Origin of the sequence: Buttiauxella sp. B2 (assembly GCF_006376615.1) — a bacterium.
In the GTDB taxonomy this organism is placed as follows: domain Bacteria; phylum Pseudomonadota; class Gammaproteobacteria; order Enterobacterales; family Enterobacteriaceae; genus Buttiauxella.
Window position 1 is genome coordinate 13,429 of the sequence record NZ_VEXQ01000012.1, and the last position, 22,782, is coordinate 36,210.

The 22,782-nt window shown below is 48.8% G+C and carries 19 protein-coding genes; 6 read left to right on the plus strand and 13 right to left on the minus strand.

Translation table 11 applies throughout. The features are described 5' to 3' along the window. Positions 1–38 precede the first annotated feature (38 nt). The 9 genes from osmV to FH968_RS14265 all read right to left on the minus strand — a co-directional run bounded on the left by osmV (position 39) and on the right by FH968_RS14265 (position 8,973). On the minus strand, positions 39–1,184 hold the full coding sequence (gene osmV / locus FH968_RS14225; RefSeq protein ID WP_139880502.1) for an osmoprotectant ABC transporter ATP-binding protein OsmV: 1,146 nt from the start codon (positions 1,182–1,184) through the stop codon (positions 39–41). Then, positions 1,184–1,831: an osmoprotectant ABC transporter permease OsmW gene (osmW, locus tag FH968_RS14230; protein ID WP_139880504.1), complete on the minus strand. Its 648-nt coding sequence runs from the start codon at positions 1,829–1,831 to the stop codon at positions 1,184–1,186. The genes osmV and osmW overlap by 1 nt, the downstream gene beginning before the upstream one ends. A 9-nt stretch (positions 1,832–1,840) precedes the next feature. Beyond that, positions 1,841–2,743 (minus strand): osmoprotectant ABC transporter substrate-binding protein OsmX, encoded by a 903-nt coding sequence (gene osmX, locus FH968_RS14235; protein ID WP_139880506.1) that lies wholly within the window; start codon positions 2,741–2,743, stop codon positions 1,841–1,843. Positions 2,744–2,762: 19 nt separating this feature from the next. Continuing rightward, the gene (osmY, locus tag FH968_RS14240) at positions 2,763–3,479 is read right to left on the minus strand and encodes an osmoprotectant ABC transporter permease OsmY (protein ID WP_139880508.1); all 717 of its coding nucleotides are present in this window, start codon (positions 3,477–3,479) and stop codon (positions 2,763–2,765) included. A 347-nt stretch (positions 3,480–3,826) separates the two neighbouring features. Continuing rightward, positions 3,827–4,453 (minus strand): Tat proofreading chaperone DmsD, encoded by a 627-nt coding sequence (gene dmsD, locus FH968_RS14245; protein WP_139880510.1) that lies wholly within the window; start codon positions 4,451–4,453, stop codon positions 3,827–3,829. Between the two features lie 56 nt (positions 4,454–4,509). Next, entirely contained in the window at positions 4,510–5,367 is an 858-nt protein-coding gene (locus FH968_RS14250) for a dimethyl sulfoxide reductase anchor subunit family protein (RefSeq protein WP_139880512.1), read from the minus strand. Position 5,368: 1 nt separating this feature from the next. After that, entirely contained in the window at positions 5,369–5,986 is a 618-nt protein-coding gene (locus tag FH968_RS14255; RefSeq protein WP_139880514.1) for a DMSO/selenate family reductase complex B subunit, read from the minus strand. 10 nt (positions 5,987–5,996) lie between these two features. Further along, entirely contained in the window at positions 5,997–8,438 is a 2,442-nt protein-coding gene (gene ynfE, locus FH968_RS14260) for a selenate/tellurate reductase subunit YnfE (RefSeq protein ID WP_139880515.1), read from the minus strand. A gap of 232 nt (positions 8,439–8,670) precedes the next feature. After that, the gene (locus tag FH968_RS14265) at positions 8,671–8,973 is read right to left on the minus strand and encodes a DUF1161 domain-containing protein (RefSeq protein WP_139880517.1); all 303 of its coding nucleotides are present in this window, start codon (positions 8,971–8,973) and stop codon (positions 8,671–8,673) included. 108 nt (positions 8,974–9,081) lie between these two features. Between FH968_RS14265 and FH968_RS14270 the strand changes: the two genes are divergently transcribed. Then, complete coding sequence (locus FH968_RS14270; protein WP_139880519.1) at positions 9,082–9,792, plus strand: YnfC family lipoprotein; 711 nt, start codon at positions 9,082–9,084, stop codon at positions 9,790–9,792. Between the two features lie 35 nt (positions 9,793–9,827). Then, positions 9,828–10,826 (plus strand): bile acid:sodium symporter family protein, encoded by a 999-nt coding sequence (locus FH968_RS14275; RefSeq protein ID WP_139880521.1) that lies wholly within the window; start codon positions 9,828–9,830, stop codon positions 10,824–10,826. A gap of 19 nt (positions 10,827–10,845) precedes the next feature. Here FH968_RS14275 and add read toward each other — a convergent pair whose 3' ends face one another. The 3 genes from add to malX all read right to left on the minus strand — a co-directional run bounded on the left by add (position 10,846) and on the right by malX (position 14,757). Beyond that, the gene (gene add, locus FH968_RS14280; protein WP_139880523.1) at positions 10,846–11,847 is read right to left on the minus strand and encodes an adenosine deaminase; all 1,002 of its coding nucleotides are present in this window, start codon (positions 11,845–11,847) and stop codon (positions 10,846–10,848) included. A 103-nt stretch (positions 11,848–11,950) separates the two neighbouring features. Then, on the minus strand, positions 11,951–13,123 hold the full coding sequence (locus tag FH968_RS14285; RefSeq protein WP_139880525.1) for a MalY/PatB family protein: 1,173 nt from the start codon (positions 13,121–13,123) through the stop codon (positions 11,951–11,953). A 41-nt stretch (positions 13,124–13,164) separates the two neighbouring features. After that, complete coding sequence (gene malX, locus FH968_RS14290; protein ID WP_139880527.1) at positions 13,165–14,757, minus strand: maltose/glucose-specific PTS transporter subunit IIBC; 1,593 nt, start codon at positions 14,755–14,757, stop codon at positions 13,165–13,167. Positions 14,758–14,940: 183 nt separating this feature from the next. On the opposite strand from malX, the gene FH968_RS14295 reads away from it, so the two are divergent. Beyond that, a complete protein-coding gene (locus tag FH968_RS14295; RefSeq protein ID WP_139880530.1) occupies positions 14,941–15,975 on the plus strand; it encodes a Mal regulon transcriptional regulator MalI in 1,035 nt (344 codons plus the stop codon). A gap of 296 nt (positions 15,976–16,271) precedes the next feature. Here the strand turns inward: FH968_RS14295 and FH968_RS14300 are convergent, their stop codons facing one another. Continuing rightward, positions 16,272–17,747 carry a DUF1254 domain-containing protein gene (locus FH968_RS14300; RefSeq protein ID WP_139880532.1) on the minus strand — a complete coding sequence of 492 codons (1,476 nt, stop codon included), beginning with the start codon at positions 17,745–17,747 and terminating at the stop codon, positions 16,272–16,274. Positions 17,748–18,369: 622 nt separating this feature from the next. Between FH968_RS14300 and FH968_RS14305 the strand changes: the two genes are divergently transcribed. The 3 genes from FH968_RS14305 to FH968_RS14315 all read left to right on the plus strand — a co-directional run bounded on the left by FH968_RS14305 (position 18,370) and on the right by FH968_RS14315 (position 22,473). Next, positions 18,370–19,857 (plus strand): DUF1254 domain-containing protein, encoded by a 1,488-nt coding sequence (locus FH968_RS14305; protein ID WP_139880535.1) that lies wholly within the window; start codon positions 18,370–18,372, stop codon positions 19,855–19,857. A gap of 75 nt (positions 19,858–19,932) precedes the next feature. Continuing rightward, a complete protein-coding gene (locus FH968_RS14310) occupies positions 19,933–21,396 on the plus strand; it encodes a DUF1254 domain-containing protein (RefSeq protein ID WP_139880537.1) in 1,464 nt (487 codons plus the stop codon). 624 nt (positions 21,397–22,020) lie between these two features. Beyond that, positions 22,021–22,473, plus strand: a complete 453-nt coding sequence (locus tag FH968_RS14315) for an acyltransferase (RefSeq protein ID WP_139880539.1) — start codon at positions 22,021–22,023, stop codon at positions 22,471–22,473. Positions 22,474–22,782: the final 309 nt, after the last annotated feature.

Genomic DNA, 22,782 nt, shown 5'->3' on the forward strand with positions numbered 1-22,782 from the left:
GTAACCGAAGGCGGATGATGGACATCCGCCTTGAGATTTTACGGCTGGTAAATATTTAACACCCGACGAGTACGACCCGAACTCAGGTAGTCGGCAATATAATCTTGCGAAATCTCGCCGCTGTAGCGCCCGTCTTCATCGGTGATAGGCATCCACACCATATTATGCTCGTAGAGTTTCGACAGCACGATACGCAAGTTATCTTCTGCACGCCCTGTAACGCGGAAAGGGTGCAGCAATTCAGAGCATGAGCCTGTGGCACCACGTGCTTCCCGGCGTTTCACAAATCCTAATGGCTTACCTTCACCGTCCACCACGGTAATCGAACGCATGTCGTTATCATCCATGGTGGCAAACGCCTCCGGTAATGATGTGGACTCACGTGCGGTAATAGTCGGTTGTTGGTCCGTTACATCACCTGCCTGAACCAGCAGCAGCCGTTTCAGTGTGCGGTCCTGGCCGACAAACGAGCCGACAAACTCATTGGCCGGTTTGGCAAGCAACTCATCAGGGCTGGCACACTGCACGATTTTCCCCTGACGGAACACGGCGATACGGTCACCTAGCTTCAGCGCTTCATCAATATCATGGCTAACCAGCATGACGGTTTTCTTCAACTGACGCTGCATTTCCAGGAACTCATTCTGAATCGCTTCGCGGTTGATAGGGTCAACTGCACCAAAAGGCTCGTCCATCAGCAACACCGGAGGATCTGCCGCCAGCGCTCGAATCACGCCAATACGCTGTTGCTGCCCACCCGACATCTCGCGGGGGTAACGATTCAGAAATTTAGTCGGGTCGAGCGCAACCATACTCATCAATTCGCTGGCCCGCTCTTTACAACGGGCTTTATCCCAGCCCAACATGCGCGGCACAACCGTAATATTTTCTTCAATCGTCATATTCGGGAACAGGCCGATTTGTTGGATAACGTAGCCAATATTGCGGCGTAAAGTCACGGTATCCAGCTCGTTAGTATTTTTACCGTTAATCAGAATATTGCCGTCAGTTGGGGCAATCAGCCGGTTAATCATTTTGAGCGTCGTGGTTTTGCCGCAGCCGGAAGGGCCGAGCAGCACACACATTTCACCTTCAGGCACATTCAGGCTGACATTATCAACCGCGTTAAAAGTTTGGCCATTCTTCTGAACGAACTGTTTAGTGAGATTTTCCAGTTTAATCATTAGCGAATCCCCTTAGGAGTCAGCACCAGTTGTAGGCGGTGCAATAACCAATCAAGCACAATAGCCAATACACAAATCATGACTGCACCGGCAATCAACATACGAATATCGCTACTACCGATCCCGTTAAGCAATAACAGACCCAATCCCCCCGCGCCGATAACTGCGGCGATAGCCATCACACCAATGTTCATGACTACCGCCGTGCGAATTCCGCCAAAAATCACCGGCAAGGCCATTGGAATTTCTACCCAGCGCAGGCGCTGCCAAAATGTCATGCCAATACCGCGCCCTGCCTCACGCAGGCCAGGTGGCAGACTCTCAAGCGCAGTGTGTGTGTTGCGTACAATCGGCAACAGCGAATAGAGGAATACGGCGGTAATGGCGGGTAAAACGCCAATCCCTTGCCCGACCATCGAAAATAGCGGAATCATTAGGCCAAACAACGCGATAGAAGGAATTGTTAAAACGATGGTGGCGATACCGAGTACCGGGGAGGCGAGCCATTTGTGGCGCACGATTAAAATGCCCAGCGGTACACCAATCACTATCGCAAGACCCACCGCCAGCAGAACCAACCACAAGTGTTGAAGTGTCAGGCTGCCGAGATACCCTGCGTTATCAATCATATAATGCAACGTTTCCATGATGCCTCCTTAGAGTAAACCTTTCTGTTGCAGGAATTCACGAGCCACTTGCTGCGGGGTTTCATGGTCGATATCCACTTTGGCATTCAGCGTGGATATCACGTCGTTGTTAAGCAAACTGGAGAGGGTATCCAGAGCGTCTTCAAGGCCTGGGTTTGCTTCCAGCGTCTCTTTACGCACCACTGGCGTGACGGCGTAACTTGGGAAAAAGCCTTTATCATCGCGCAGGACTTTCAGGTCGAAACCTTTTACTCGCCCATCAGTGGTGTAAATCAATCCGGCATCCACAAAGCCATCACGCACGGCGTTATAGACAAGGCCGGGGTCCATTTGGCGAATCTGTGGTCGGTCGAGTGGCATGTTGTAGGCTTGCTGCAACGGCTTCATACCATCGCTTCGTCCGGCAAACTCCAGGTCCAGGCCGAGCATCCAGTTGTTATCCGGGTCGGTCTGGCGGATGTGTTCAATTTTGGCCACTAGTTCGGACATGGTGTTGATGTTCTCCTCTTCAGCGCGTTTGCGCTGCATGGCGAAAGCGTAGGTATTATTCATATCCGCCGGTTTCAGCCAAACCAGACCCAGTTTTGCATCTAGCTTTTTAACGGTGTCGTAAGATTCCTGTGGCGTCATTCGTTTATTGATGTGGTTAAAAATGATCAGTGAGGTACCGGTATATTCCCAGGTCATATCCACTTGTTTGTTGATCATCGCATTACGGGAAATTACGGTGGCAATGTTGGTTTGGGGCTTAATCTGGAACCCTTTTTTACCCAGGTACTGCGTGGTCATCGCCGACAAAATATGCTGCTCAGTAAAGCTTTTTGTCGCCAGTACGATAGGGTCGGCTTTTGCTATACCTGCGAGCAATATCGTTACGGTAAGTGCAGCTAACAGCGGTATAAATGGCTTCATAAATAGCTCCTTTTTGTTGTTATTTCGCTGTGTGTGGGCTTAACGCACGTCCTAAACCGGCGAGAGCAACATCAAGGGCAAGGGCAAAGAGTGCCGTGGCGGCTGCACCTAAAATTAGCGTCGGGAAGTCGTTGAGATAAATACCCGGGAAAATAAGTTCTCCATAGCTGCTGGCACCAATCAAAAATGCCAACGGTGCTGTACCCACGTTAATTGCTGTTGCAATACGGATGCCCGACAAGATGACAGACCATGCGTTTGGTATTTCTACCTGACGCAAGCGCTGCCATTTTGTCATACCAATCCCATTGGCGGCTTCAATCAGTGAGGGGGAAACGCCACATAAACCGGAATAGGTATTACGAACAATCGGTAGAAGTGATGCGAGGAACAACGCGATAATGGCTGGTTTGTCGCCAATGCCTATGAACACCATCGCCAGCGCCAATACTGCTAAAGGTGGCAAGGTGTTCCCGACATTAAATATCTGCATGACATATTCGGCCCAGCGACGAGCAGCAGGGCGGCTGAGCAGAATCCCGCTTGGGACTCCCACTAACAGAGCCAGTGCCATTGAGCTAAACACTAAAATCAAATGCTGTTGCCCGAGATAAAGTAAATCCACTTTGCGAGCTTGTATTGTTTCGAGGCCAATTCCCCAGATGAGTAAACCAAGCACCACAATAAGTGCCAGAGCGCCTAAAAAAGTGCGCTTAACTAACGATGTATTTTGCATTGCTGTGTGTCTCCCTGGGTGCCACGTTATAGCCGCCTTGTGGGCCGCATGTTGTTATGCCTAGTGTCGGCAGGGTGTTTTGACCTATAGCAACGCAGCGGGAATGATTCCACTTTATGAGAAAATTTATAGGCTAATGATTTGTAGGGGGATTAATGTTTTTCCCTTGTACCGCCTCGCTTGCAGGCGCTACGTAAAGAATTGTCTTAAAATGATAATGCGTAAGTTACACCGTAACTTTTGTGAAATGAGGTTAAGGTGTTTAGCAGGGGGATTAATGCAAGATTATTGGCGGGTGAACCCGCCAAACAATAACTTTTGAATCGAAGCGACCGCTTCTCAGATTCTTAGAAATAGAGCTCTTTGCTGGCAACCGGAATCAGCATTCCATCACGCCAGTTAGCAAGAGTAATTTGGGTTAATTCACCCAGTGCCTTGTAGAACGGATGCTCGGCATTGGCGATGAACAACTCCAGAAAACGTCCGCTCCACTGCAGGATATGCCAGGCGAGCAACTCGTCTACTTTCTGATGCAAGCCTTCTTCGGCAAGCCAGGCTGCCAGCATCAGCAGCAGACCGATGTGGTCATCCGGTTCGTTTGACTCTTGCTCGTTGGAGATATCGTTCTTACGCATCCAGCGGCGCAGCTCAAGCATTGAATCACCAAACAGCACCTGTTCTTTATCAAGGTAGACCGAGCCCCACGGCGAAGCCGGGAGAGCATAGGGGCCAATAAACAGGCGCTGCCAGGCTTCGCTCAACGATTCTGGCTCATAGTTGAATCCGTCTGCCATACGTTGCGCGATAGCTGCCAGTTCTTCATGCTGAACGGGCCATTGTTGGGCCCATACAGGGTCTGCAAGATTGGCGTACAACGTTGCTACGTCCCGGCTGCTGGGCTCTTGATAAAACAGTGCGCCGAGCACTTTTCCTGTCAGGGCGATAGTCGCCATTCTTTGCTTAGTTTCAGACATCGTTCTTTTCCTTGTTGCGCGAAGATGCGCGAGTTTTCCCGCGCATTTTGTACTAATTAACCTGCTACCGCCATGCCGACAGTCATATGCAGACCGTAAAAGATCCCACGTCCAATACATTCACCGGCAACAATCAGGATAAAACCAATCAGCAAGCCGAGAGTTTTGGGCGGGGTACGCCGCACAATTGGGCAAATCCAGCAACCCAAACCCAGCGCCAACAGTGCGATACGCCATACCTGAAGCGAGGCATAGTCAGGAACTAACGCGCTTGCTTGTTGTACAGAACTTTGAATCGCCGCCAGTTCACTACCCTGCAACACGATAACAGCGATGGCGACAAACAGCGCCAATACGCTAAACGTTGCCAGTTTTGTGCTGTGGAACGAATACCCCACAGCCCGCAACAGCAGTGTTCCAAGCAGTGGGCCACCCAGCAATACTGTGATGAAGAAGCTCAGTGTCGTATAGCCATTATGCCAGGTTGGCACAGTATCAATCTGGTACACACGGGTCATCGCCCAGACAAAAACCAGCCCAAGTACCATGGTTGCAGCCAGCCACACTCTACCCATCGCGACAGGCATTTTCTTTAGCACCGCAATTAACCACCAGAAACCACCTACAGCGAAGAACACCGAGCCGCTGGCAATTTCATTGCTTAACGCAGAATGCCCAACGCGATTGAGCGAGTTAAAAGCTCGTAACGGCGAGCCGAGGTGTATAACCGAGGCAAGAAAAGCAATGCCCATCAGAACCCAAATAAAGAACATTGAACGGACAATTTTTTGCTGTAATTCGCTGTTATTACTGGCCGAGTTCCATGCCAGCCCCATCACGATTACCGCCCCGACAACGCACTGGCCCAGAACGGTAAACAACACTAACGGCCATTCATTCCATCCGCTTCCCATCTCACACCTCCTGTGGGTTTGCCAGGAAACCGGTTTTATCCCCACAAGGGCGTCCGTTGGCATTGGGTTTAATTACAATATTTGGCTTGGTGAAATGCGCAGATGGCAACGGTGCAATAGCCGCTTGGGTACCATATTTGTTACGCAATTCTTCAATCGGTGCCATATCCAGTGCTCGCAGTGGGCAAGACTCAACACAAATCGGTTTCTTGCCTTCGGCGACGCGGGAATAACAGCCATCGCATTTTGTCATATGGCCTTTTTCCGCGTTATATTGCGGCGCGCCATAAGGGCATGCCATGTGGCAGTAGCGGCAGCCGATACACACGTCTTCGTTTACTACCACAAAACCATCTTCGCGTTTATGCATTGCTCCACTCGGGCAGACCTTGGTGCAGGCCGGATCTTCGCAGTGATTGCAGGCGATGGATAAGTAATAGGCAAACACGTTTTGCTGCCATACGCCGTTGTCTTCCTGCCAGTCGCCACCTGCGTACTCGTAAATGCGGCGGAAGCTGACATCCGGAGACAAGTTCTTGTAATCCTTGCAGGCAAGCTCGCAAGTTTTGCATCCAGTGCAGCGGCTTGAGTCTATGTAAAATCCATATTGGGTTGTCATCAGCTACTCCTTAAGCCTTTTGGATGTCGACCAGATTAGTATGTTGTGGATTGCCTTTCGCCAGCGGTGAAGGGCGCTGCGAGGTAAGCGTATTGATGCATGAACCATGGTCGACGCGATCGCCTGTCATATTGGCGTCGTGCCAGGCACCCTGGCCCATAGCCGTCACACCCGGCATGATGCGCGGTGTGACTTTCGCCGGAATACGTAATTCACCACGACCGTTAAACACGCGCACCATATCGCCGTTAGTGATCCCGCGTTTTTGTGCATCAATCGGGTTGATCCACACTTCCTGACGGCAGGCGGCTTTCAACACATCAATGTTGCCGTAGCTTGAGTGGGTGCGGGCTTTATAGTGGAAACCGAAAAGCTGCAATGGGTAAGTCGTGCGTTCCGGTGCATCCCAGCCGTCGAAGGTTGAGGCATAAACCGGGAGTGGGCTAATGGTCTCGTCTTTTTCAAGCTCCCAACTGGCGGCAATTTCCGCAAGCGGGCTTGAGTAGATTTCGATTTTACCAGATGGCGTTTTAAGCGGGTTGGTATCCGGGTCGGCGCGGAACTCTTTATAGGCAACAAAATGCCCGTTGGGATCTTTGCGTTTATAAATCCCCATAGCCCGTAACGCTTCATACGATGGCAACGCAGGGTCTTTTTCCAGCATCTTCGCGTACAGATATTTTAGCCAGTCTTCCTGTGTGCGCCCTTCGGTAAACGTTTGGTAGATGTTCGGCCCCAGGCGACGCGCAATTTCGCTGGTTATCCAGTAGATCGGTTTGCGTTCAAACTTCGGTTTTGTCGCAGGCTGAATAAAGATCAAATAGCCCATATTCCCGGCGTAATCATTGGGAATAATGTCTTCTTGTTCGACGGTCATTAAATCTGGTAACAGAATGTCGGCGTACTTTGCCGATGAGGTCATAAAGTTTTCGATGACCACTATCATTTCGCACTGGCTGTCGTCTTGCAGGATATCGTGGGTTTTGTTGATGTCTGAATGCTGGTTAGTAATGGTATTTCCGGCGTAGTTCCAGATGAACTTAATTGGCACATCCAGTTTATCTTTACCCCGTACACCATCACGTTTGGCAGTCATTTCTGGGCCACGAGCGATAGCGTCTGTCCAGCTAAAGCAGGAGATTTGCGTTTTTACCGGATTGGTAAGCACGGGCATACGTTCAATCGTGATGTTGTAAGTGGACTCGCGTGCGCCACTGTTACCGCCGTTAATCCCGACATTTCCGGTTAGAATCGGCAACATGGCGATTGCGCGTGATGTTAGCTCACCGTTGGCCTGGCGCTGTGGCCCCCAACCCTGAGCGATATAGGCGGGTTTAGTGCTGCCGATTTCACGGGCGAGCTTAATGATTTTATCGACCGGAATGCCAGTAATCGCTGATGCCCACTGTGGGGATTTTTCTACACCATCGTCACCCATACCTTGAATATAAGCTTTGTAATGGCCGTTCGCGGGAGCACCTTCCGGCAATGTTTTCTCATCGTAACCGACGCAATATTTATCGAGGAAGGGCTGATCTACCAGGTTTTCGCTAATCAAAACGTGGGCGATACCAGCAACCAGTGCGGCATCGGTTCCTGGGCGAATGGGGAGCCATTCATCTTCGCGCCCGGCAGCAGTATCGGTATAACGTGGGTCGATAATGATCATTCGCGCATTCGAGCGCTCGCGAGCTTGTTCCAGATAATAAGTAATGCCACCGCCACTCATGCGGGTTTCGGCAGGATTGTTGCCAAACAACACAACCAGCTTGCTGTTTTCGATATCGGAGGTGCTATTCCCGTCGTTGCTGCCATAGGTATAAGGCATTGCGCAAGCAATTTGCGCAGTACTGTAAGTGCCATAGTGGCTTAGAAAACCGCCGTAGCTGTTCATCAGGCGCGCAACCAGCGACGCATAAGGCGAAGAACGTGTGATATTCCCGCCTACAATCCCCGATGTGTAGTTAATGTAAACCGCTTCGTTACCATATTTTTCAACTGTGCCTTTAAGGCTTTTGGTGATGGTATCCAACGCCTCATCCCAGGAAATACGCTCAAATTTCCCTTCACCGCGTTTGCCGACTCGCTTCATCGGGTAATTCAGACGTTCGGGATGATTGATGCGGCGGCGAATCGAACGGCCACGTAGACAGGCGCGGACTTGATGGTTTCCATACACATCGTCGCCAGTGTTATCGGTTTCCACCCAAGTCACTTCATCATCGCTAACGTGTAAACGCAGAGCACAGCGGCTGCCGCAGTTTACGGAACATGCTCCCCAGACCACTTTATCTTCAGGGCTCGGGTTTACCCCAGCGCCCACGGCCGCAGCTGTAGCGCGCAGGCTAAAGGGCAGGGAAACACCACTTACAGCAAGAGCCAGCCCGCTAATGGCGCTGGTTTTCATCAGGTTTCGACGGGTAATTCCTTCAGGGCAACATTGGTTCGACATAACTCACTCCATGATGTGTTATCTCTGGTTGGGAAGTCATTGTTGTTTTTTTGTATTAATGACGGCGCTGCGCAATATTGCTTATCAAGCGAATATTATCGGCAGTAAGGAGTTTTACTCATTTTGGGGTAGGGTTTTTTAATGCGTATCAAAGTTAGCGCGGACTTTTGAATGAAACCTGAAGAGGATGATCGAGAAGCGAAAACGGGGCCATTTCGCCCCGTTTAAATGGCTATTGCGGTTCTGCGGTTGATCCATCTTGAGTATTGCTGCCACTCACGGGATAGTTTCCGCTGCTGGTACGCGTATACAGGATTTTCTGCGTATCATTAGCACAGTGACCAACGACTTGTGCATCCGGTTTATCCGCCTGATCGTTAGGAACAATCGTTAAGCTAAATCCTGATTCCGGGACACCGTTGTTAATGATTTTTTGCTGGATGTCTGCCTTAACTTTGTCGCATGAAGTCTGTGCGGCCAGTGCGGAAGTGGCCGAGAAAACCAGACATATGCCCAGCCAGCTTGAACGTTTCATGGTCTCTTCCTTATATTGAGAGTGCAGTATAAGAATAGTACCTTTAGTGTAAATTGTTGTATTTGCTTATATCATGTCGTTACATTTCAAGTCGGGGACAGGACTTACGTGAATAAAATCATTATCCTTTGTGCGCTGGCAGCCTCTGTTGCTGGGTGTGATAATCAGAACAATACACTCTCCTACACACCTGAAATGGCGAGTTTTTCGAATGAATTTGATTTCGATCCACTGCGTGGGCCGGTCAAAGATTTCAGCCAAACCTTGATCAACGAAAAGGGTGAGGTGATTAAACACGTTGTTGGTTTTGTTTCCGAAGAGGGGTGTTTTAACGAACTCGAATTTCACGATTTGGAAAACAACACTGGCGCCACACTGGTGCTTGATGCCAATTATTATATCGACTCCCTCAGCCGTGAAAAACGAGTCAAACTTCAAGGGAAATGCCAGTTGGCTGAGTTACCCGGTGCTGCTGTCACTTATGAAACTGACGATAATGGTTTTGTGGTATCTGCGCGTGGCAAAGAGACATCCGTTGTTTATCACTACGACATGGACGGATATCCGTTAGGTAAAATTACTAAAGCGCACGATGACACCCTCGCTATCACCGCAAAAGCGGGCAATGACAAAAAGAAAAAACTCGATTACACCTCTGAAAGTACACTTAACGGCAAATCCATCGGGCTGGTAACACAAACCTGTGACTACGACGGCCATTTCAACCCACTGGAATGTGTGTTGAACATCACCGATGAGAGTGTGAAACCGCCAAAAGTTGAAAAGTACACCATCAAAAACAGCATTCACTACTATTGATACACAGGCGAAAGCCCCATGTTGAAGGAAGACAAATGAATTGGTTGCGGCGTCTGAAAATTGATACTTTCTTGCTGATTATGATTGGTGTTGTGGTCGTTGCATCACTGTTTCCCTGCGAAGGTGCTGTAAAAACAGTGTTCGAATATCTGACTACTGCGGCTATTGCATTGTTATTTTTCATGCACGGAGCAAAGCTCTCGCGTGATGCGATTGTGGCGGGGATGGGGCATTGGAAATTACATCTTGTGGTGTTTCTCAGCACCTTTGCATTGTTTCCATTGCTGGGGTTGGCAATGGGTTTTCTTTCGCCAGCGATTCTTAATCAGCCGTTGTATATGGGTTTTCTTTATCTTTGTGCGCTGCCTGCCACCGTGCAGTCGGCCATCGCCTTTACCTCAGTTGCGGGTGGGAACGTGGCGGCGGCAGTTTGCAGTGCTTCTGCATCAAGCATTCTCGGGATTTTCCTGTCGCCAGTTTTAGTCGGCGCATTAATGAATACACAAGAGGGAACCACCGACACGTTGCATGCAATTGGCAAAATCGTGTTGCAATTAATGGTGCCTTTTGTGGTGGGGCATTTTTCACGCCCATTGATTGGCCGCTGGGTCGATAAACATAAAAAACTAATTAGCCTGACCGATCGTTCTTCTATTTTGTTGGTGGTTTACGTGGCATTCAGCGAAGCGGTGGTAGGTGGGATCTGGCAACAGGTCAATGGCACAGCGTTGTTGGGCGTGCTGGGCTGCTCCATTGTTTTACTGGCGATTGTTCTGGTTATCAACACTTGGGTTGCGCGGTTTATGGGGTTTAATACCGCAGATGAAATAACAATTGTGTTCTGCGGCTCGAAGAAAAGCCTCGCAAACGGCGTACCGATGGCGAACGTGCTGTTTCCGGCAAGTGCAGTGGGCATGATGGTATTGCCGTTGATGATCTTCCATCAGGTTCAACTCATGGTTTGTGCTGTGCTTGCGCAACGCTACGCGAGAAAAATGGCGAAGGAAAAAAGAGAGCTTGAATCAGTCTCCTGACCCAAGCTTTTTACGGGGATTAAGCTGCGCGGACTTTAGCGATCAGCGCTTGCTTTTCTGCCTCACTCAGGAAGGCAATTTTTAAACCATTCTCTTGTGCGGTGCGAATATGCGCCGCACTCAAGCCCGCTTTCGGGGCTGCAACCTCGTATTCATGAATGATGTCGATGCCTTGAACCGCTGGATCATCGGTATTAATCGTCGCCAGCACACCTTTATTCAGGAAAGTAATCAGCGGATGTTTATCCAACGCAGCAATGGTGCTGGTTTGAATATTGGATGTCAGACAGGATTCGATACCGATACCTTGCTCTGCAAGGAAATCCATTAATGCCGGATCTTCAACAGCTTTTACACCGTGGCCGATACGTTCGGCACCCAGTTCACGAATCGCCTGCCAGATACTTTCCGGACCAGCAGCTTCACCAGCGTGAACGGTAATATGCCAGCCTGCATCACGCGCGCGGTTAAAGTGGTTCAAGAACAGGCTGCCTGGGAAACCAAGCTCATCGCCTGCAAGGTCAAGCGCGGTAATACTATCGCGATGGCCCAGCAGCGCTTCCAGTTCCGCCAGACAAGCGGCTTCACCAAATGTACGGCTCATAATGCCAATCAGACGCGCCTCAACGCCGAAATCACGGCAACCCTGTCGAACACCCTCAATCACCGCTTCAACCACACCGGCAACCGGTAGGTTGTGGCTCATCGCCATGTAACCTGGGGAAAAACGCAGTTCAACATAATGCAGGCCGTTAAGTGCGGCATCTTCAATATTTTCCCACGCCACTCGGCGACAGGCATCGAGATCGGCCAGGACTTTCACGCCCCAATCCAGTTTTTGCAGAAAACTCACCAAATCCGGCGCGGTTTCTACCACTTGTACATGAGGGCGAAGTGCTTCCAGGGAATCCGCTGGAAGCGGCAAATTAAACTGGCGGCCGAGGTCGAGGATAGTTTGCGCACGAATGTTGCCATCGAGGTGGCGGTGCAAATCAGTTAAAGGCAGGGTGGTATCAATCATGGTTGCACTCTTTTTATTGATTAAAGTGCGCCAGATTATAAAAACAAACGCACCTAAATAGCTACGTTGCGCAAATAAAAAGGGGAGTTTCCTCCCCGTATATTTATTGCAGTGACTTTATTGCCGCAATCAAGCGTTTTACGCCTTCTTCAATCTTAACTCGCGGGCAACCGGCATTCAGGCGCACAAAGCCTTTCCCTTCTTCGCCGTAAGTATATCCCGGCATAATGGCGACTTTTTGCTGCTCAATCAGAGCTTTTTGGAGCGCATTATCATCTATGCCAAGCGGACGTAAATCAATCCATGCCAGATAGGTTGACTCTGGTGGCTGCCAGTTCAGTTGCGCAAACTCGCTGTTCAGCGCATCTGACACATAGTGAAGATTACTTTGCAGATAGGCACGTAATTCATCTAGCCACGGGGCGCCTTCCTGGTAAGCCGCAATATGTGCGATGACAGCGAGAATAGCGGGGGATGAAAGACCATCCTGGCCTTTCAGCACATTCAGATACTGCTGACGTTCATCGGCATCGTTGATTAGGCCGTAAGCACCTGTTAACGCCGGGATGTTGAAGCTTTTTGAACCGGATGTAAACAGCGCCCACTGGCCTTTGCCCACATCACACCACGGCGTATGCTGGTGGCCTTCCCACACCATATCCATATGGATTTCATCGCTGATAACCCTGACTCCATGGCGTTCACACAGCGAAGCCATGGTTTCTAGCTCGTTACGTGTCCAGACTTTACCCGTTGGATTTTGCGGGCTACACAGCAGCATGACTTTGCATTCAGGCTTAGCCAATTGCGCTTCAAGTCCCGCCATATCGCACATCCAACCGCCATCGGTTTTGTGCAATGGTGAGCAATATACCTGGCGCTTGTTACCTTCAATGGCTTTATAAAATGCGTCATACGCCGGAGTATGAACCAGCACCGCGTCGCCGGGGGCTGACCACTGGCGAATAAGCTGTGAAACCATATAGATAACTGATGGACCGTACACCACCGTCTCTTTATCAATCACGCTGTTAAAGCGCATTTGATACCAGTGTGCAATCGCACCGAGAAACTCGTCGTTTTTCCAGCGGCTATAACCCAGCACGCCGTGAGCTAAACGTTGTTGGAGTGCATTGAGAATGACCGGAGCGGTGGGGAAATCCATATCTGAGATGGTAAAGGGTAGGAGGTCGGCGGCACCGAAACGGTCTGCGACATAATCCCACTGAGTACACCAGGTTCCGTGACGGTCAACAGGAGTGGAGAAATCGAACATATCACCTCGCAACAAGCGGGCGCCGAAGCGCCCGTTGTATTTTACGCCTGAGCAGTTTGCATCAGATGCGCCATTTCATCTTTCACCGACTGGACCTGTGGCCCAATCACCACTTGCAGATTGTGCTGATTAAGTTGCACCACACCAATAGCTCGTAGATTCTTCAGTGCCGCACTGTCTACCAACGACATATCTTTCACTGACATACGCAGGCGGGTAATACAGTTATCGAGCGAAACAATATTATCTGCGCCGCCCAGTGCTGCCAGCATCGCCGGAACATTGTAACCGGATTTACCCACTTGGCCGGCAATTGCCTTTTCAGCGCTGCTGGTTGTGTCGATATCGCGACCAGGGGTCTTGATATTGAAACGAGTAATCGCGAAACGGAAGATAACGTAGTACGCAGCAAACCAAATCGCCGCCACCACCGGCACCAGATACCATTTGGTCGCCAGACCGTGCAGGATACCGAACACCACGAAGTCGATAATGTTGCCATCGGTATTACCGATAGTGACACCGAGCACCGCCATAATTGTAAAGCCAAGACCTGTCAGCAGGGCATGGATGAGATACAGAACCGGGGCGACGAACAGGAACAGGAATTCCAGTGGTTCGGTGGTACCGCCGATAACGCAGGCAATAACACCGGAAATCAGCAGGCCTTTAATTTTATGACGATTTTCAGGGCGTGCGCAGTGGTACATCGCCAGCGCAGCACCAGGCAGACCACCAAGGAACGCAGGCATTTTACCCTGCGACAGGAAGCGAGTCGCACTTTCAGAGAAACCGTGCACCGTTGGGCAGCTAAGTTGTGCCTGGAAGATAGTCAACGCGCCGCTCACGCTATGACCGCAGACATCCATTGTGCCGCCTGCATCGGTGAAGCGAATCAGTGCCACGAGGATGTGGTGCAAACCGAATGGTAGCAACAGTCGCTCGCCGGTACCGAAGATCATCGGCCCGAATATACCCGCGCTGTTGATCATATTACCTAGTGCGTTGATCCCTGCCGCGAACACCGGCCAAATCAGAGGGATAACCAGACCAACCATGCCCATCACCAGCGTGGTAATGATTGGCACAAAACGAGTACCACCAAAGAATGCCAGCGCATCTGGCAGGCGCACATTGTGGAAACGCTCATGAAGCAGGAAGACAATCACCCCGACAATCACCGCACCCAAAATACCGGTATCAATTGACTGAATACCGAGGATGCTTTGAATGTTGTTTGCCTTCAGAATTGCAGCGTCGGTAGTCGGCAGAATGCCTTTCGCAGTCAGCCAGAAGTTCACCGCAAGGTTCATTACCGCGTAACCGACGAAACCGGCAAACGCAGCGACACCTTTGTTTTCACGCGCAAGTCCGAGTGGAATTGCGATACAGAACATGATTGGCAGGAAGCTAAATGCAAACGACCCGACCTTGCTCATCCAGGTGAAAATTAACTGTAGAACGGGATTACCTAATGCAGGGAGCAATGTCACCACATCGTGACTGCTTAGCGAACTGCCAATACCCAGCATGATGCCGCAGAACGACAATAATGCCACTGGCAACATAAAGGTTTTGCCAAGGTTTTGAAAAAACTCCCAAAGCGTAATTTTTTGTGGTGTATTAGCCGCCATAACGACTCCTTGACCTTGGTTGATAAGTGAGTAGTGGTACAAAACGAATCGGATGATAAAACGTTTTACCAACCTTTATTGCGCGGTAGCTCACAGATCCTAAGCTCGGTAGAGTGCCTAATATACACATTGAGATTAAACGTTTTACCGCTACATTTCCTTTATGGAGGATTCGTCTCGCAGATGACGACTCAGGAAAAGAAAATAACAATTAACGAAGTTGCTGAAGCGGCTGGGGTTTCTGTGACAACGGTTTCGCTGGTGCTCAGTGGCAAAGGCCGCATCTCACCAGCGACCGGATTACGTGTAAATGAAGCCATCGAAAAATTAGGATTTGTGCGTAACCGGCAAGCGGTATCCTTGCGGGGCGGGCAAAGCGGTGTGATTGGTTTGATCGTGCGTGATTTGTGTAATCCGTTTTACGCCGAGCTCACAGCAGGCCTGACTGACGAGCTGGAAAAGCAGGGCAATCTACTGTTTTTGACACAAAGTGGTTCGAAGGGCCAACACATGCAACGCTGTTTCGATATGTTAGTTTCGCAAGGCGTAGATGGCATTATTGTGGCTGGTGCGGCGGGTCAGGGCGCTGATATGCGCACTGTTGCTGAGCAAAAAAAACTGCCACTGGTTTTTGCCTCACGCGCCAGTTACCTTGATGAAGCTGATATCATCCGACCCGATAATATGCAGGCCGCGCAGCTTGTTACTGAACATCTGATTAAACGTGGTCATCAGCGTATTGCCTGGTTGGGTGGCGATGGTGCGTCATTAACCCGCGCCGAACGTGTTGGTGGTTATTGTGCTACGTTGCTGCAATATGGTTTACCGTTTCACAGTGAGTGGATAATCGAATGCGAACCGAGCCAAAAAAAGGCAGCGGATGCGATTACCACTTTGTTGCAACATAACCCGACTATTACCGCGGTGCTTTGCCACAATAGCACCGTAGCGATGGGGGCATGGTTTGGTTTACTGCGCGCAGGTCGGCAAAGCGGCGAAGGAAGTATCGACAGCTATTACGACAGGCATGTGGCGTTGGCTGCATTCGCGGAAGTGATGGACGATGAACTGGATGATTTACCGCTAACCTGGGTTTCAACGCCTGCCCGCGAAATTGGGCGTAGCGCCGGGCAGCGAATCATTAAAAGAGTGCAAAACGTGGAAGAAGAAACCCGCAATCAGATTATGCCTGCTCGGTTGGTGATTCGGAAAAACTAATAGCCTCCGAAGAAGATTGCCCCCTTGATATATAAATGAGGTCTATAACAATCAATAAGTTAAATTTCAATGTTGAGCTAACAAGTACTCATTAGGATAGTGGCGCTAAATGGAGTGGTCTTAGCGTTAAGACGGCGTACATGGTGGTTTTGAGAGTGCAGGAGCCGAGGGAGAATTCATTACACCAAAGCCAGGAATCAAACTCAATCAACACACCGGGAAAACAAGAAATACTGTTTACCCGGGAAGGTGATTAATCCCGGGCAACAGCATTATTGGTAAAAGGATAACAAAACCTATTTACTCACTTTTTCAACTACCGGCGGGGTCCATGATTTATTCAAAACTTCAGGTTTAGGCCAGTAAGTACGAATCGTCATCTCGAACTCGCTCTCAGGTGCTGGAAGCCAGTTTGCTTCTTTGTCTTTACCCGGCGAATTGTGCTGAATGTAAATAGTTAAAGATCCATCCTCGTTATACTTCATCCCTTTCAGGTTTTTAGTCCCAACCGAGTAGCGTGCAATATCATTCTTTTCAAAGAAATGCTGCGGGTCGTACATCGTCAATGACCAGAAACCATTTACTGGAGGAGTCTTACCTTTAGGGAACGTAATGGTGTAGTTGCTATCACCCTTCAGACGTTGACCATCCTTATCGACTTCAACAAAGAAATAACGCGTTTCTTCCGGCTGGTTAACATACATATTGGATTTTGCAGTTGCAGTACGGGTTAGGTAATCGTAACCCCAGCGAGCACCATTTGACGGCGTATTCCAGCCATTTGGTAACGTCTGTCCATTGGTTTTAAAGTCAAACATCGGGGTGACGATTTCTTTATCAGCTTCAACCGCCGCAGAATTAATCACTTTTTTGATTTCAGGATCGGTTTTAGCCGCCGACAGCAAAGCGTTAATCATCGCATAGCGACTTTCTTCACCCGGTAATGGCGGGACTTTCGGTAGGACTTCCGCTAGTTGATCAAAGAACGTTGTTGGATCAACCCAGCTGATTTCACTGGAGCCCGTGCTGTCAGCAGGGAAGTGTGGTGAGTTTTTCCAATCAATGATTTTGTTTTTGCCGTCGTATTTGCTTAATGGGTAAATTGCTACCTGGTTCAAAACCGTCTGTAGCGCATCCTGATCGGCTTTATCATCATTAACGAAAATGCGTGGGCCCATTGCGACCAGTTCGGTAGGTGCATGAATGACTTTCGTAATCCCGGCAGGAACTTTACCTTTCCAGTTCGGGCCAACTACCAGATAGTTGCCGGGTTTGGTGCCGTACTGTTTTCCTAATTTTGAAAATTCATCGCTACGTGCATCATATAACGCGTAAACCCAGAATCGATCGCCAAAATCAGGTACTTGTAAAACAACGGGTTCATCATCAACCGCGCCAAAACCAAAACCATACACAACATCTTGGTTAGGGTGTGCAACCCAACGCTGCTCTGGGGAAATGTAACCATGCAGCATAGAAACATACCCGGTAGGTGCGACAGGTAAAATACCACCTTTCAAACCCGGTTCTGGTGCTTGTGCAAATGATGCGCGACGGTTAAAAGCATTGACGATAGGCCAGCCCCAAATGTAGGTATCTTTAGCAATCGCCGCAGCGGCTTCTTTAGTAATAACGGTTCCCGCAGGGATTGAATTCAAATGCAAAACATTGCTTTGAGTTGAAGCGCTCTGCGTTGGTGTAGCCCCTGCCATGGGTGAACTGATAATGGCTGTGGCCAATGCGTTAATTAAAAAAAATTTTTCTTTTTTCATCGATGAACCTTTTCGAAATGAGCAATCAGGAGCTGATTTAACTACTTACAGGAATTGTAGTTGAAGGTGTTCATTTGCAGCAGCCAAAGATAAAAAGTTCAAAAATAAGTTCAGGGTGAATGAACAGGAGGTAAACTATTGGGCTTAATGTCAGTAAAAAAACCTTCCATCCTATGGTTTTTCTTTGCAGGATTGGAGCCTGGTTACCAGAAAACCGCTATGAGCTTCTAATCTGTGGGCGTCGGAGTCAAAAAAGCAAATTGATGCATCTTCGCTCTTATTGTCCTTCCACTCCTTAATCCCTGTGGCACGCAATTTTCCCCGGAAGCTGACAATATGCAGATCCGAAATCGAAAATGCGCAGCGGGTACAATCACGTTTGTTATCTACCTCATCTCGGTTCTGATGCTGTCCGTGTCACTCGTACAACTCAATGGCGCAGCGGCGCTAAATCTTCTCGAAAGTGGCGATGTTAGCTGGAGTGATACAGGTGCTCAGACGGCGCTTAATACCTGTCGAGGTCTACGTAAAATGAAAGTTAAAAATCTTATCAATTATTCCAATTTATTAATATTCTCTCCTATCCTTCTGTTAACTACTTTGCGTAATTTCAGAGGGTATAATGAACAAAAAACTACTGGTTTCAGTAATATCAGTCGCGCTTTTAACCTCTGCACCTTTATTGGCACAAGAGCAACAATCGCCCCAGTCCCCTTTAATAAAGCAACTAAATAATGGCAACTGGCTTGCGGCGGATGAAGCACAAAAGCTGAGTGACGAATTATATTACCAGGATGCCATTCAGGCTTATATCACCTCATTGCCTTTACTCAATACCATTGGTCTGCGTGATGGTTCTGAGGCAGCATTTGGCAGCGGTTATAACGTGCTACCTATCTGGAAAGAGCGCATGGACAGCCGCGCTGTAGTGCCCACACCTAATGGTGATGTCATTTATTCGATGAGTTATCTGGATCTGAAAAAAACGGGTCCATTAGTGATTAAAGCACCGGCAAACGTCATCGGCATGTTCACTGACTTCTTCCAGAAAACCATTACCGACGTCGGTGCGATTGGTCCTGACCGAGCGCGTGGTGGGCTATATCTTTTACTGCCGCCTGATTATGAAGGCCCGGTTCCACAGGGCTACTTTGCGTTTAAATCCTCGACCTATAACGTATTCCTATTCTTCCGTACTGTGATGGGTAAAGGTGAAGGTAAACCTGACCCTGTTCCGGCAGTGAAAAATGCCGAAACGACCCGTATTTATCCACTATGGGACGTGGAAAAGGACGTGAAACCGATGGAGTTCCCGGACGCCAGCGGAAAACGAGTGGCGATGATGTATCCGGTCGATAACGAATTCTGGATGAAACTGAAAACCTTCGTTGATTACGAACCGCTGACCGCTATTCCTGACGAAACCCGCACCGCGTTATTAAGCATTGGCATTATCAAAGGCAAACCTTTTAATCCCTCTGATAAACAAAAAGAGTTGTTGAAACAGGCTGTGGAAACGGCACCGAAGATGCTGTTGGCTCGTCGTCAGCTTGGCCGTGACGACCAGCGTCAACTGTATTACAAAGATCGCCAATATGAGAACTCCTGGGCGGGTGCGACAGCCGAATGGATGCAGTACGGCACGCTTGATAAGAACCAACGCGGGGCTTTCTTCCAGATAGCCTATTCAAGCGCTGCCGCAATGGTGATGCATACCACTGGTGCGGGTTCTAAATATCCCTATACCACTCGCGATAAAGACGGCAAGTTCCTGGAAGGTGGCAATACCTATAAATTGCACCTACCGCCAAATCCTCCTGCATCACTGTTCTGGGCGATCACCGCCTATAACATTACCGATGGCACTATGCCGGAAACCGATCAGCTTCTTCCTTCCACCAATGGATATTACGACATCCCGAAAAATCAGGATGGGTCGATTGATATTTGGTTTGGCCCGTCTAAACCGGAAGGGGTGAGTGATAACGCCTTTATTAAAACGATCTCTGGACGCAATTTCCTGGTCGCTCTTCGCCTCTACGGCACTGGCGATGCGTTCTACGACCAAACCTGGAAACCAGATGATGTTGTTCAGGCTAGCAAACCTTAACAATCTTGAAATACATTTACCTGGCCGCGATTGAAGTCGTTGCCAGGTGATGATTTGAATCCAAAGGAAACAGTAATGGAAATGAAATATCTAGCATTGGCAACCGTTCTGGCAATCAGTGCCGGTGCTTCGGCTCAAACAGTACCGCTCACCATCCCACATGCGACCGAGTTTGAAAAGCTCACTCAACCCGCGGCTGGGGTAACGATGCCGGAGTCGTACGTTAAAGCTATCGCACAGCAGGCTTACATCTGGGGTTATCCGATGGTGAACCAGTTTAACCGTCGCGCCACTATTACTCAGGCTCCTTATCCTGCGCTGAACGGCGGTATGGTTCCCGTCGCACCGATGGGCCAGTTGAGTATGCTGACGGATTATATCAAGCCTGAGGAAACCTTCGTCACCTGTCCAAACCAGGACGTGGCTTATGGGCTCGGATACTATGCTTTAGATAAAGAGCCCGTTGTTATTCAGGTACCCGATTTTGGCGATCGTTTCTGGGTTTATGCAATCTATGATGCCCGCACCGATCAGGTTGGCAACGTGGGTAAGCCTTACGGGACGAAATCCGGTTTTTATTTGCTCGTTGGTCCAAACTGGAAAGGTAACACGCCTAAAGGAATTGACGGTGTCATTCACTCGTCAACTGAGCTTGCCAATTTGATACCTCGCATTCAAATGAATGATACGAAGGAAGATCGTATCGCCATTCAGCCGGTAATCAGTCAGGTGATGTCATATCCACTAAGTCAGTTTGACGGCAAGATGAAGTCCTTTGATTACTCAAAACTTCCGTCGATAGGCGATAAACCTGACCCGAATGGGGGCGAAACCAAATGGGTGGTTCCGGAGAAATTCTTCGACCAACTAAATAACGTGCTGGACAATGTTCCGGCACTGCCGGGCGAACAGTCGTTGTATGCGCAATTCCGCCATCTGGTGGAAGCCGGGAAGAAAGACCCACAGGTTCGCCAGTGGATGAACGAAGCCGCTGAAGAGACGAATAAAACCGTTATCACCGATTTCTTCAAGTGGAAAAACAACGGCGTGCCTGCTGGAAATGGCTGGAACCGCTCGACAAATAACGCGCAGTTTGGCGTTGATTATTACAACCGCACCGGCACGTCGAAATCGAATATGTTCGATAACAAACCGGATGAAACACAATACTTCTATACAGATAACGATGCCGCTTCAGCCTCGCTCGACGGCAAGCAAAGCTACACAGTGACCTTTGCCAAAGGCCAGTTACCGCCGGTGAAAGGGTTCTGGTCGCTCACTTTGTATAATGAACGTCATCTGTTCAGTCCGAACGAACTTAACCGCTATTCACTGGGAACCAAGAATAAAGATTTAAAGTTTAATGATGACGGTTCCCTGACATTATTTATCAGCCACAGCTCGCCGGGTGCGGATAAACAGAATAACTGGCTGCCTGCGCCAGAAGGGGCGTTCTCGCTCTACATTCGCGCTTACTGGGGTGAGAAAACGATTATCGATGGCAGCTGGCAGCCACCAAAAATCGAAAAGACTCAGTGAAAACTTTATGAACCACATGATCCATTGATCGTACCTTCAGGAAATGTGTTTCCCGCGAATTCGCCTGCGGGAAACATGATTCTTGTGAATGAGCTGTGACCGGTTCACATTTCTACTCGATGGCAACTGTAGAACCTACATATCTAATCTTAGTGCTGAAGTTGACTGATTCATTGCTAAAAATTGATGGTTTATCGGTCAGCACCAAACATCCAGAAAAACACCCTGCATCGGGAAAACTGAGTAGGGTGTTTTGCTATCTGCAACAAGGTAAGATTTATGTCTCACCACGACACACCTCATAGCTCTAAGCTTTTATTCGGGGAGGGTTATTACCGGGAAGCAAGGAGAAAGCTCAGCCAAGTTGTTTTAAAATGAATCGCCTCAGCTTTTGCTCCAGATTGTGAGCAATTTATGCGAGTTTTGACATGGACATTAAAGTTATTTAAGCAACAAAAATCCATTAAAGCGAAGAAACACGCTGTAGATAATGATTATTAGTTGTGCATGCATTAAGCATTATTTTGCATTCGTTTGATCCAGCAATTATTTTTGCGGCTAAAAGCTATCCAGGTTTATGTGAGCTATTCTGAACCAAATTTTTTAAGTAGGGACACATTCAACATGCAGATTATTGAAAGCGGTATCCGTGATGTCGAACAAGGTGAAAATATCAGGGTAGTCATGCCAGTAAACATTTATGAATGTAAATTGGGTGATGATGTTTTTATAGGTCCATTTGTAGAGATACAAAAAGGATGTGTTATAGGCAGGAGAACTAAAATACAGTCTCATACGTTCATCTGTGGAAACGTTACGTTGGGTGATGATTGTTTTATTGGCCATGGCGTTACTTTTGCAAACGATCTTTTCAAAAATGGCGGTCCTGATTCATCTGCTGAAAACTGGATTCACATTGTATTAGGCAATTCCGTTACGGTAGGGAGCGGAGCAACGATCCTGGCAGCAGAAATTTGCAATGGGGCAGTTATTGGTGCGGGTAGCGTAGTCACAAAGCCTGTACTGCTTAAAGGAATATATGCGGGTAATCCCGCGAAGCTTTTAAGATTGCTTTAGGTGCGGCCACCGCCAAATTGCAGCCCGAAGTCATTTCCCCAGGGCGGTAAGTACGCTCCTCACAGCCAGAAGCGGACATTATGACGGATCTGGAAAACTCCAGCGTGGGAATCAATTTTGGTTGATCACTACCCCCCGATTTTCATACAAGAAGTATGTTTACCCTAAGACCCCATTGCACGATTCTCATAAAAAAACCGCTAAATGAGCGGCTTCAGGTGGTTGCTGTATTATCTGGGGATGTTTAGTTAGTCTCATTCGCGGCAATATCGAGAACCATATCGACTAGACTATTATCCCTTGCGCCCA